General features: G+C 70.4%; 8 protein-coding genes. 4 read left to right on the forward strand and 4 right to left on the reverse strand.

Annotated features, from left to right (window positions below; translation table 11 throughout):
* The first annotated feature begins 250 nt into the window (after positions 1 to 250).
* Positions 251 to 1,396: a hypothetical protein gene (locus JQX13_RS25160; RefSeq protein WP_203411445.1), complete on the forward strand. Its 1,146-nt coding sequence runs from the start codon at positions 251 to 253 to the stop codon at positions 1,394 to 1,396.
* A gap of 13 nt (positions 1,397 to 1,409) precedes the next feature.
* Positions 1,410 to 3,581, forward strand: a complete 2,172-nt coding sequence (locus JQX13_RS25165) for a bifunctional alpha,alpha-trehalose-phosphate synthase (UDP-forming)/trehalose-phosphatase (RefSeq protein WP_203411446.1) — start codon at positions 1,410 to 1,412, stop codon at positions 3,579 to 3,581.
* Positions 3,582 to 3,585: 4 nt separating this feature from the next.
* Here the strand turns inward: JQX13_RS25165 and JQX13_RS25170 are convergent, their stop codons facing one another.
* From JQX13_RS25170 to JQX13_RS25180, 3 genes are all read right to left on the reverse strand, one after another.
* Positions 3,586 to 4,248: a hypothetical protein gene (locus JQX13_RS25170; RefSeq protein WP_203411447.1), complete on the reverse strand. Its 663-nt coding sequence runs from the start codon at positions 4,246 to 4,248 to the stop codon at positions 3,586 to 3,588.
* 64 nt (positions 4,249 to 4,312) lie between these two features.
* The gene (locus JQX13_RS25175) at positions 4,313 to 5,971 is read right to left on the reverse strand and encodes a sensor histidine kinase (RefSeq protein ID WP_239015147.1); all 1,659 of its coding nucleotides are present in this window, start codon (positions 5,969 to 5,971) and stop codon (positions 4,313 to 4,315) included.
* A 94-nt stretch (positions 5,972 to 6,065) separates the two neighbouring features.
* Positions 6,066 to 9,752: a DUF3857 domain-containing protein gene (locus tag JQX13_RS25180; protein WP_203411448.1), complete on the reverse strand. Its 3,687-nt coding sequence runs from the start codon at positions 9,750 to 9,752 to the stop codon at positions 6,066 to 6,068.
* Between the two features lie 117 nt (positions 9,753 to 9,869).
* On the opposite strand from JQX13_RS25180, the gene JQX13_RS25185 reads away from it, so the two are divergent.
* Positions 9,870 to 10,205 carry a DUF2087 domain-containing protein gene (locus tag JQX13_RS25185; protein ID WP_203411449.1) on the forward strand — a complete coding sequence of 112 codons (336 nt, stop codon included), beginning with the start codon at positions 9,870 to 9,872 and terminating at the stop codon, positions 10,203 to 10,205.
* Here JQX13_RS25185 and JQX13_RS25190 read toward each other — a convergent pair.
* Complete coding sequence (locus JQX13_RS25190) at positions 10,202 to 10,900, reverse strand: ComF family protein (RefSeq protein WP_203411450.1); 699 nt, start codon at positions 10,898 to 10,900, stop codon at positions 10,202 to 10,204. The two genes, JQX13_RS25185 and JQX13_RS25190, sit on opposite strands and share 4 nt — an antisense overlap.
* Positions 10,901 to 11,019: 119 nt before the next feature.
* Between JQX13_RS25190 and pfp the strand changes: the two genes are divergently transcribed.
* Entirely contained in the window at positions 11,020 to 12,336 is a 1,317-nt protein-coding gene (gene pfp, locus JQX13_RS25195) for a diphosphate--fructose-6-phosphate 1-phosphotransferase (RefSeq protein WP_239015149.1), read from the forward strand.
* Positions 12,337 to 12,352 lie beyond the last annotated feature (16 nt).

The following is a 12,352-nucleotide window of genomic DNA, read 5'->3' on the forward strand; positions in this document are numbered from 1 at the left end:
GTCGGAGGGGCCATCGCGAATCATCAATGCTGACGGTGGAGTCAGGGAGCATGTCACTCCGGAAGGACGGGCGGACGAAGGTATCGCGAGCCCCCCTGTCTGCCCGGGGAGCAGGTTCGGAAAAAGAAGCAACCCCCGTCCATGTTCAACATCGTTCCAATCCGGGCTTGAAAAGGGCGCCCCACCCGGGGCGAAGCGCCATCCATCTGACGTTCTGGCCGACGTTCGAGGCTGCTACCCTCCGGGGGTGATGTCTCGTCTTCTCGCTCCTTCCCAGGCCTGGCTCTTCGGCCGGGGCGTGGACCTCGCGGTCTTCGCGGGCAGCGCGCTCGTCTCGGTGGGACTCCTGCTCGCCGCGCCCCTGTTGGGCGCCGTGGGGGAGACGCCGCTGTGGGCCTGGGTGCTGCTCGTCGTCTGTGTCGACGTGGCCCATGTCTGGTCCACCCTGTTCCGCACGTACCTGGACGGGGACGAGGTGCGGCGACGGCCCGGCCTCTACGTCACCGCCCCACTCGCCGCGTACCTGCTGGGCGTGCTCGCGTATCTCCTCTCTCCGGGCACCTTCTGGCGTCTCTTCGCGTACACCGCGCTCTTCCACTTCGTCCGCCAGCAGTACGGCTGGGTGGCCCTCTACGGCCGCAAGGCCCGCGCTTCCCGCTCCGAGCGCCTCCTCGACGCGGCCGCCGTCTACGCCGCCACGCTCGGTCCCGTCGTGTGGTGGCACGCCCACCTGCCACGGGGCTTCTGGTGGTTCGTGGAGAACGACTTCATCGCCGGGCTCCCCTCGTGGATGGGCACGGTGGCGCTCGCCATTCACGGGCTCGTGCTCGCCGCGTGGGCGGGTTACCAGGTGTCGCGCGCCATGCGGGGCGAGGGACTCCAGGTGGGCAAGGTGCTGCTCGTGCTCGCCACCTGGGTGACGTGGTTCGGGGGCATCGTGCTCGCCCGGGACGACTTCGCCTTCACGGTGACGAATGTCGTCCTGCACGGGGTGCCCTACTTCGCGCTCCTCTTCCGCTATGCGCGCGGGCGGCTCGCCGAGGGGGGTTATGGCGGGCTCGGGGCCGTGGTGCGCGCGGGCCTGCCGGGCTTCCTGCTGGTGCTGTTCGCGCTCGCGTTCGCCGAGGAGCTCCTCTGGGACTGGCTCGTGTGGCACGAGCGGCCCCGCCTCTTCGGCGAGGGCGGCCCGGTGTTGCCTCCGGACGTGCTGGCGCTCGTGGTGCCGCTGCTCGCGCTGCCCCAGGCCACGCACTACCTGCTGGACGCCTTCATCTGGAAACCGGGGCGGGAGCCGGCGCTCCTCGCTCGGCTCGGGTGGTCACGCGGCGGTGGCCAAGGTTCTCCAGGTGTCACGGACCCCATTTCCGGGGTGGCCATCCCGCGTGTAATTGATTAACGGTCTGGGGCGTATGTCCAGACTCCTGCTCGTTTCCAATCGACTCCCCGTCACCGTCAAGGCCGAGAAGGACGGGGTCTCCGTGGTTCGCAGTGCCGGAGGGCTCGCCACGGGTCTGCGGGGCCCACATGAGCGCTCGGGGGGCCTCTGGATAGGGTGGCCCGGGGATGTGTCGCGGCTCACGCCGCCGCAGCGCGCCTCGGTGGAGGCCCAGCTCGCGGAGCTGCGCTGCGTGCCCCTCTACCTCAGCGCCAGCGAGGTCAGCCGCTTCTACGAGGGCTACTCCAACCGCACCCTCTGGCCGCTGTGCCACTACCTCATCGATCGCATCCCCCAGCAGGATCGGGACTGGGACGTCTACCGCAAGGTGAACGAGCGCTTCGCCGATCTGGTGGCGCGCCACTACCAGCCCGGAGACACCATCTGGGTGCACGACTACCAGCTCATGCTGGTGCCGGCCTTCCTGCGCGCGCGGTTGCCGCAGGCGCGCATCGGCTTCTTCTTCCACATCCCGTTCCCCTCGAGTGAGATCTTCCGCACCCTGCCGCACCGCGCGGACCTGGTGCGCGGGCTGCTCGGCGCGGACCTCATCGGCTTCCACACGCTCACGTACGTGCGTCACTTCTCCAGCACCCTCATGCGGCTGTTGGGGTTGGAGACGGTGGTGGATCGCGTCGCCTATGACGGGCGCGAGGTGCGGCTGGGCGCCTTCCCCATGGGCATCGACGCGCAGGCCTTCGAGAACCTGGCGAGGGAGCCGGCGGTGCTCGAGGAGGTGCGCACGCACCGGGAGAAGAGCTCGGAGCTGCGGCTGGTGCTGGGCGTGGACAGGTTGGACTACACCAAGGGGATTCCCCGGCGGCTGTTGGCGGTGCAGCGGTTGCTGGAGCGCGAGCCCACCTGGCGCGGCCGGCTGCGCTTCGTCCAGGTGGCCGTCCCCAGCCGCACCGCGGTGGCGGACTACGCCGCCTACCGCGACAAGGTGGACGAGCTGGTGGGGCGCATCAACGGCCTCTACGGCAGCGTCCACAACGTCCCCGTCCACTACCTCTACCGCTCCTTCAACGAGCGGCAGCTCACGGCCCTCTACCGCGCCGCGGACGTGATGTTCGTCACGCCCATCCGCGACGGCATGAACCTGGTGGCCAAGGAGTTCTGCGCGGCGCGTCCGGACGAGGACGGTGTGCTGGTGCTCAGCGAGTTCGCCGGCGCCGCGGACGAGATGGGGGATGCCGTGATGGTGAACCCCTATGATGTGGAGGGTATGGCGGACGCGCTGGAGGCCGCGCTGGAGATGCCGGAGGAGGAGCGGCGCACGCGCATGCGCATCCTGCGCGCCCGGGTGAAGGAGTACGACGTGCACTGGTGGGTGCGCACCTTCTTGAACGAGCTCCAGTCCACGCCCACGCCCCCGCCCCGCGTGGAGCCCGCGGGCGCGGAGGCGGCGCTCACCCAGCTGCGCGAGGCCAGTCGCCTGCTGCTGCTCATCGACTACGACGGCACGCTCGTGTCCTTCGCGCCCAAGCCCGAGCTGGCCTCGCCGGACGCGGAGCTGTTGGACCTGCTGCAGCGGCTCGCCACCCGGCGCGACACCCGGGTGCACATCGTCAGCGGGCGGCCCCGGGAGACGCTGGAGGCCTGGTTCGGCGGGTTGCCGGTGGGCCTGCATGCCGAGCACGGCCTCTGGTCCCGCCCCGAGCCCGGCCAGCCCTGGACGTCCCAGGAGGGCGTCACCACCGACTGGAAGACCCTGGTGCGCCCGGTGCTGGAGGCCTTCGCCGCGCGCGTGCCCGGTGCCTTCGTGGAGGAGAAGTCGGGCTCGCTCGCCTGGCACTTCCGGCAGGTGGACCCCGTCTTCGGCGCCCGGCAGGCCCGCGAGCTGCGCCTGCACCTCGGCGAGGTGTTCGCGCACGGTCCGCTGGAGGTGTTGCCCGGCGACAAGGTGGTGGAGGTGCGTGCGCGCGGGGTGAACAAGGGCCGTGTGGTGGAGCTCGTCACCCGGGACATGGCGCCGGGCACACGGATGGTGGCCATCGGCGACGACCGCACCGACGAGGATCTCTTCGCCGCGCTGCCCGAGGGGAGCCTCGCCATCCACGCCGGTGGCAAGGACTCGCGCGCCCGCTACCGGGTGAACGGCCCCCCCGAGGTGCGCAACCTGCTCTCCTCGCTGCTGGTGGGCTGAGGCTTCAGAGCCGGATGTTCTCGTGCTCGAGCAGCGCCTCGAGCCCGTCTTCCATGGCCTCCCGGGCGGAGGCCGTCTGCCGGTGGAGGAGGGCGTGGATGCGCTGGTCCTTCTCTTCCCGGCTCTCGCACACCCGCGAGTACGCCTCGAAGGCGAGCAGGCCACTGACGAGCCGGGCGAGGTGGTTGGGGCACTCGCACTTCACCGAGACCGAGATCTCCATCAGCCGGCCGAGTTGCGCGGCGGTGAAGCGCGGGGGCCGGGGCGTGCGTGACGGGCCCGGGGTGGAGGCCTTGTCACCGGCCCGCCGCAGCTCCTCGAGCGCCCGGTGCACGTGGACGCGGAGCAGGCTGAGCGGCAGCGGCCCCTGGACGAAGCGGAGCCGCGGAGAGGTGAGCGCCTGGAGCATGGCGTGGTTCGTCAGCCGGTAGCTGACGAGCGCGTGCCTCGCTCCGGTGAGCGCCAGCAGCTCGGGCACCAGCTGCTCCGGGAGCTTGCCCAGGTCCACGAAGTCCAGCGCGAGCACCTGCGGCCGGAGCCCCGGTACGTCGGCTCGGAAGGACTCCAGTGTCGTGCCCGCCCAGACGACCTCCATGCCCTCGAGTGCTCGCGAGTTGACATGGAGTTGGGTGGGATAGGTGTCTCCCAGCAGCGCCAGCTTGACCATGATTGCCCCCCTGGAGAAATCCAGCGGGCGCATGGATGCGTGAGCACTTCCCTCGTTTCGCGCGTCAGGCCGGCTGGCCCGGAGAATCGAGCTCCTCGGCGATGGGCAGGGTGATGCGGAAGGTGGTCCCCTTGCCCTGTTCACTTTCGACGGTGAGCTCACCCGAGAGGGCGGTGATGATGTTGCGGCACACCGACAGGCCCAGCCCCGTGCCCACGCCGACCGGCTTGGTGGTGAAGAACGGCTCGAAGATGCGCGAGAGGTTTTCCGGCGGAATGCCGATTCCGGTGTCGCTCACCTCCATCGTGACGCGGCCGGGGGCGCTCTCCCGCGCCACCACGCGGATTTCGTTCCGCTCCACATGGCCCGGTTCGATGGCGTGCGCCGCGTTGATGAGCAGGTTGAGGAGCACCTGGCCCAGGCGCGCCCCGTTGCCGCGTACCGGGGGCACGCCCTCACAGTCCGCGACGAAGCGCGCGCGGGGGCGGATTTCGTGGGCGGCCATCTTGGCGGCGCCGCGCACCACCGTGGCCAGCTCCACCGGGCCGTGGGTGGCGTCGTCCTGGCGGGAGAGCACCTTGAGGTCCTGCACGATGAGCCGGACGTGCTCGGCGCCCGCGTGGGCCTCGGAGATGGCCGAGAGCAGCTCCCGCCGCTCCTCCTCGGAGGGGGCTCCCTCCGTCCGCTCCAGTTCCTCCTGGAGGTAGCGGAGGTTGCCGAGGATGTAGGCGAGCGGATTGTTGATTTCATGACCCACGCCCGCCGCGAGCCGGCCGACGGTGGCGAGCCGATCCGCGAAGAGCAACTGGTCCTGGGTCTCGTGGAGCTGCTGGAGGCTCTCCTCCAACCGGGCGTTGGCCGCGGCCAGCTCGGCGGTGCGTTCGCGCACCGTCTCCTCCAGGCGGGTGTTGTAACGCTGCTTGTCGCGCAGCAGCTCGCGCAGCTCGGCGGCCATCCGGTTCAAGGCGCGCCCCAGCGTGGCGAGCTCGTCCTCGCCCTTCACGGGCAGCTCGTGCTCGAAGTCCCCATGCCCGATGCGCTCCGCGCCCGCGTGCAGCTCGCGCAGGGAGCGTTGGATGGGCTCCAGGATGGTGAGGGCGATCCCCATCACCAGCATGAGCGCCACGGAGGGGATGAGCCGCGCCAGCCTGTTGCCCAGCCGCGAGCGCTTGTCCCAGCTGCGTCGCAGCTCCTCCATCCTGGCACGCTCCGCCACGATGGCCGTCTCGAGGTGCTCGCCCACGTGCTCCTCGAAGTCCTGGAACAGGTCCCACCACGCATCCGGAGGTACCTCCCCACCTTCATCCATCGCGCGCGCGAGCTCCTCCGCGCGTCTCACCCAGCGGTGCTGGGCGTCATGGAGCAGGGCGATGCGCTCGTGGGCCTGCTCCTCCTGCGAGGGCTTGTCCTCCACCCGCGAGAGCCATGCCTCCTGGAGCACGAGCTTCTCGAGGCTCGCGAAGTCCTGGTCCATGCGCCTGTCCTGCTCGAGGAGGACGCGCGCGATGTTCGCTCCGTCCCGCCGCGCGTGCCTCAGGGCATCCACGAAGGGCCAGGTGCTGCCGTGCATCCGCCCGTAGATGTCGATCTGATCCTGGATGAGGCTCAGGTGGTAGCGGGAGTGCATGCCCCGCCGGGTTCCATTGAAGAGCTCCACCCCCATGGCGAAGACGAGGCCGATGGCCACCGCCACGAACAGCCACACCTTCGAGCGCAACGTCATCACGGACTCCCCCGGAGGCCTTCAGGGACAGGCCCTGGAGTTCCTAACGGGGGATAATCCGTGAATTCCAGGTAAAGCGTCAAAGCCCCCTGGTTCAGCGCTCCGCGGTGGGAGAGGCGGGCCCGCGCAGGGTGACCTTGCGCGAGAAGCCCTGGTCGACCCGGCCGAGGAAGGCGCGGAAGGCCGCGTAGTCATCCGCCTTCACCCGGGCGGCGGTGATGGCCACCTCGCCGTCGCAGATGAGCTGGTTGCCCTCCTGGCGGTAGGTGAGGCGCACCCGGCCGAAGGGCGTCTCCTCCTGCTGGTTGGGCGGGAGCTCGGCGACGCTGTAGCCCTGGGGCAGGGTGTAGCGGAAGGTGAAGCTGTTGACCCAGGGGCTGTTCATCACCAGGTCGAAGCGGCGCTCGGCGAGCGAGGCGTAGGACTGGGTGTAGGCGCGGCCGGTGCCGAAGGGGAGGAAGCGCAGCAGGCCGGGGGAGGCCTCGGCGAAGCGGGGGATGGCCATGCGGAAGTCCAGCTGCACGTCGTCATCCAGGCGGGTGGTGTCGTTGAGCTTCACGTCGTGCACGGTGAGGCCGGGGAAGCTCTGGGCCCAGGAGCGCTCGAAGGTGGACTTGCGCGAGGCCACGGCGCGGTAGGCGCGGCGGTACTCGGGGGCCATCTGCCCGCCCACGGTGGAGGCGCCCGTCACGTCGGCGGAGCCGTCCGGCCGCAGCGTCATGCTCATGGAGAGGCGGGAGGCGTTGTCCTCGGGGCGGGCCTCGGGCGTGGTGAGGAAGGAGGCCTTGCCGCCGGGCTCCACCACCAGCACGTTGGCCACGCGGTCCGCGCTGGGCAGCTCGCGCGCGCCGTGGAACTCGGCGGTGCCGTCCAGGTACAGGTCGAACTGGGGCACGTAGACGATGGCGTGGTTGAAGGCCGCCAGGCTCGCCGGCTCCTCGCCGATGGAGCCCAGGTCGCGCATGCGCAGCAGCACCAGGCGGCTGTCCACGCCCGCCACCTTCAGCATGGAGTGGATGAGGCTCGCCTTGTCCTTGCAGTCGCCGAAGCGGCGCGACAGCACCCGGTCCACCCGGTAGGGCTTGAAGCCGTGGATGCCGAACTCGAGCGCCACGTAGCGCGTGTTCGTCACCACGAAGTTGTAGATGGCGCGCACCACCGCCTGCTGATCCTCGCGGTCCACGCCCTGGAGGACGGTGTCCACGGTGCGGCGCAGCTCGTCATTGGGGGTGAGCTGGTCGCGGACGAGGCCCCACCAGTAGCGGCCCACCTCGTCCCAGGTGCGGTAGGTGGAGACGTGGAGGTTGGCGGCGACCTCGGCCCAGCCGGGCATGCCGGGCTCGGGCACCACCTTGGCCACGTGCCTGGCGCCCCAGCTGTAGAGGACGCGCTCACCCTCCACGTCCTTGCGGGTGTGCTTCACGCCGGGCAGCTTCTTCTCGTTCCAGTAGAGGGGCCGCTCCCTGGGCATGTCCACGAGGAACTGGTAGTGCACCTTGGGGTAGACGCCCTGCACGCTCTCCACGTCGCCCCAGTAGTCCGACAGGAGGTTCTCCTGGGCGGTGTCGTCCAGGCGGTACTGCAGCTCCAGCACGTCCCCGGGGGCGAGCCCGGGGAAGGAGAGCACCTTGGCGCGGGCGTCGTAGTACATGCCCGTCCAGGGCTCGTTGATGTTGCGGTCGCTCTCGCCATGGCTGTCCACCACGGAGCCATCTTCCTTGGTGATGCGGGCGCGCAGAATCCGCACCTCCTGGCGGTCCGGCGAGTAGGTGATGGGGTAGGAGCGGAAGGCCTCCACGCCTCGGGCGTTGAGCACCTTCACGGCGAACTGGTGCAGCCGGCCGGACAGGCCGCTCTTCTGCACGCGCACGTAGGTGGTGTCCACGAGGTACACGGCGTCCTCGTTGGTGTAGCCGTCGGCCTCCTTCACCAGGCCCTTGAAGTCCGTGAGGTACTCCGTGCCCGCGCTGGCGGACTCGCCCTTGAGGGTGCGCACGGCCTCCTTGAGGGCGGGGTTCTGCGGGCGCAGCGCCAGCGAGCGCTCGAAGGCGGCCAGGGCCTCCTCGTGGCGGCCGGAGGACAGCAGCGCGCGGCCCTCGCGCTCGTACACCTCGGGCTCGTCCGGGGAGAGGGCGCGGGCCTCGGCGAAGAGGGTGGTGGCCGCGTCGAGCTGGCCATTGGCGGCGCGCAGCTCCGCGAGCTTGAGGCGGGTGGCGTTGTCGGAGGGGTCCAGGACGAGCAGCTGCGCGTACTCGCGCGCGGCGGCCTCCACCTGGCCCATGTCCGCCAGCAGCGAGGCCAGCAGGGAGCGGCTGGCGCGGTCGTCATATCGCAGCGCCAGGGCCACGCGCAGCCGGGCCACGGCGTCCTGGGGGCGATCCAGGACCCGGGCGGAGTTGGCGGCGGCGCGCACCACGCGGGGGATGCGCGGCAGCTTCTGGAGCGCCTCCTCCACCATCATGTGCGCGCGGGCGGACTCGCCGAGCGCCTCGTGGGCCCGGGCGAGCGTGAGGCGGGCGGCGGCCGAGTCCGGAACCAGCTCCACCATGGGCTCGAGCAGCTCGATGACGCGCTCGGGGTGGCCGCGCTCCAGCTCGTGCTCGGCGAGCGCCACGCGGGCCTGGAGGGAGGTGGGGTCGGCGCGGACGGCGGCCTCGAGGAAGGCGCGGCGCAGGTTGAGGTCGTCGCGGTGGGCGTCGGCGGCGAGCAGTTGCAGCCGCACGTCCTGGGGCGCGGCTCGGGCGGCGCGGCCGGCCTCCACGGTGGCGGTGTGTTCGCGCTCGTCGAAGGCGCGGAAGAAGTCGAGCACCGTGGCGTACTCACCGCGCAGCCGCGCGTCCTCGGGCGCCCGGGCCACCGCGTCCTTCATGGTGGAGGTGATGGTGGGCAGCACCTGGGGCGCGGCGGAGGGGCCCTTGGTGAGGGCGGGGACGGTGGCGGGCAGGGTGACGCGCAGGCGCGCGGGAGGATCCCTTCGCAGGTAGAAGCCGAGCGGACCCGACTCCTGGCACACCTTGAGGAGGACGCGGTTGAGGCCCTTGCGCAGCCGCACGGAGACGCGCGACTGGTCCGGGCGGGGCACGTTGTAGTTGTCGCTGGTGGCGACCTTCTCCCCGTTCACCCACAGGCGGAAGGCGCCGGAGGTGCCTACGCCGAGCGCCACGCGCGTCTCGGCCGGGGCCTCCAGCCAGGTGAGGGCATAGGCCACGGCCTCGCGGTTGGGGCGCACCGCGGTACCCAGGTCGACGTAGCCCTCCGTGGGGCCGACGGCGAGCCGGCGCCAGGATACCTCGCGGCCCTTGGCGCCCGGGTAGTTGGCGGACAGGTCCAGCGTGGCCGCCTCGGGGCCGAAGTCCTTGTCGCAGCCGGACTTGCCCTCGTTGTCGAAGCCGCCGACGACGTAGTAGTCGCCGATGAAGCCCAGGGCGTCCTGCAACTCGGCGGCGCGCTGCATCCGGCCACGGGAGCGCTCCAGGTCCATCAGCAGGAAGTGCGCGGTGGCACGGGCGCCGGAGTCGCTGTTCCGCCGGGAGATGACCTCGCCATAGGTCTTCACCAGGGGGGTGAGATCCTCGAGGTCATTGGCGAGGGCATGCAGCCGGAGGAGCTGGGCCGTGCCACGCGGGGTGGGGGCAAGCCTCAGTGCTTCCGCGGCCTGCTCCCGGGCGAGGGTGGCGCTGGTCTCGGAGGCGGCCCGGGTGAGCAGCGGGCAGGCGAACGCGAGCAGGGCGACGAGCCAGGTGGTGCGCGACAGCGCGGCGAGCCGTGGGGTACGGGACATCCGTGTTCCTCGTCCGTCGGAAAAAGGGGGCCGGGGGTGAGTGCCGGCGCCGGTGAACAGCCGAGCTTCGGAGAGCCTTCCCCTGCATGCGCCGTCATGGGCGGACAAGCAACTGAAATGTCGGAGGGCGGGCGAGGGAGGACCCCCATCGTCGGGGAGAGGTCATGGCACCCCGAGTGTCCCTCCGTCTCCGAGAAGCTCGCCCGCTACCTGGATGCCGAGGGCCGGCTGAAGGGCTGGCCCTCCAAGCGAACGGATCAGCTCGAGGCCCTGTGCTATCCGACGTCCCGACTCCCGGACGGCACGGAGTGGAGCGAGCGGGGTCTCAATGAGCTGCTGAAGGCCCTGCACACCTTCGGTGATTGGGCACTCCTGCGCCGCGACCTCTACGACGCGCGCCTGCTCGATCGCTCGCCGGATGGCCGACGGTACTGGAAGGTCCTCCCCGCCTAGGTGAGGGAGAAGGCGCGGGCGAGGGTGAGGACCTCGACACGGGTGGCGCCGGCCTCGCGGAGCGCGATGGCCGCGGCACGGACGGTGGCGCCGGTGGTGAGCACGTCGTCCACGAGCAGGATGTCCTGACCGGCCACGGACGGGGAGGCGGTGAAGGCACCGGCCACGTTGTGGGCGCGCTCGGCTTCGGAGAGTCCCACCTGCCGCCGGGTCTCACGGGCTCGGGAGAGGAGTCCCACGGGGGCCTCGCGGCCGGTGGCTCGGGCCAGCCCGCCCGCCAGGAGCTGGGCCTGGTCGTACTTGCGCTCGCGGAAGCGCTTGTCATGGAGGGGGAGCGCGACGAGCAGGCCGGGGGCCCGGGAGAGGAACTGACGGCACTCGGAGGCGAGCAGTTCCGCGAGGGTGGGGGCGAGCTCCGGGTGGTCCTCGTACTTGAAGCGGTGGATGGCGCGGGCGATGGGGCCCTCGTGGGCGAAGGGGGCCCAGGCTCGGGAGAAGGGTGGGGGCGAGGCGCGGCAGCGCGGGCAGGTGTCTCCGGGGAAGGAACCGGGCTCGGCGCAGGTGCGGCAGCGCGAGGTCGGGAGCCGCTCCACGGCGAGATCACACGTCTCGCAGAAGGGCGCGCGCACGGGCATCACCTTCGCACAGGCGATGCACGCGGGCGGATAGAGCAGCTCGATCAACTCCTGGAGCACGATTGGTTCCCCCCTCGGATGAATGGTGGTGGCGACGATGACACAGGAGGCTAGATTCTGGAGAGACCAGAGTGCACGCCGCCTGCCGAGCGCAGGTCACTTCACCATGGGATGGACACATGAAGAAGCTCGCCATCGTCGTCGCCGGGGGGCCGGCCCCGGGCATCAACAGCGTGATTGGAGCGGCCACCATCCGGGCCCGGCTCTCGGGAGTGGAGGTCATCGGCATCCAGGATGGGTTCAAGTGGCTCGCCGAGGGCGACAGCTCCCATGTCGTCCCCCTGACCATCGAGGACACCAGCCGCATCCACTTCCGCGGCGGCTCGTACATCGGCATCTCCCGCGCCAACCCCACCCGGACCCCCGAGCACCTCCAGCGCACGCTGGATGGGTTGGATCGGCTCGGCGTGGGCATGCTCATCACCATCGGGGGTGATGGCACCGCCACCCTGGCGCAGATCATCTCGGAGAAGACCCGGGGGAAGATCCGCGTGGTGCACGTCCCCAAGACGATCGACAACGACATCGATCTGCCCCACGACACGAGCACCTTCGGTTTCCAGACCGCGCGCCATGTCGGAGTGGAGATCGTGAAGAACCTGATGGTCGACGCGAAGACCACCTCGCGCTGGTACTTCGTCATCGCCCAGGGACGGAAGGCGGGGCACCTCGCCCTGTCGATCGGCAAGGCGGTGGGGGCGACCGTCTCCCTCATCCCCGAGGAGTTCCGCGGGAAGAAGATTCCCTTCTCCACCGCGGTGGACATCCTCGCCGGCTCGGTCATCAAGCGGCTGTCCTACGGCCGTCCGGATGGCATCGCCCTCATCGCCGAGGGCCTCGCCGACTGCATCGACCCCGAGGACCTGGCCCGGCACACGGAGCTGCCGCGAGACCACATGGGCAACATCCACGTGGCGGAGATCAACCTGGGAGAAATCCTCGAGAAGGGCGTGAAGGAGCGGCTCGCGGCCCTCGGCATCAAGGCCACGCTCATCCCCAAGTACATCGGCTACGAGGTGCGCTGCGCCGACCCCATCCCCTTCGACATGGAGTACACGCGCGATCTCGGCCACTGCGCGGCCCGCTACATCATCGAGGGGGGCACCGAGGCGGTGGTCTCCATGGTCAATGGTCGGTTCCACCCCATCACCTTCCAGGAGATGAAGGATCCGGCGACGGGGCGGCCCCGGGTGCGGATGGTGGACATCGACTCGGACCGCTACAAGATTGCCCGGAGCTTCATGCTCCGGCTCAAGCGGCAGGACTTCGACAAGCCGGAGGAACTGGCCCGGTTCGCCGCGGTCGCCCATCTGACGCCGGAGACCTTCCGTGACCAGTTCTTCCACCTGGTGAAGGACGAGCCGCGGATCGCCGCCGATGTGGGGTTCGGAACCATCGTCAGCCCGGGAGAGCCCACGGGAGGTCCGGTTCGCTAATCCCCGTCAGGGAAGT

This window comes from Archangium violaceum, from assembly GCF_016859125.1.
Classification (GTDB): domain Bacteria; phylum Myxococcota; class Myxococcia; order Myxococcales; family Myxococcaceae; genus Archangium; species Archangium violaceum_A.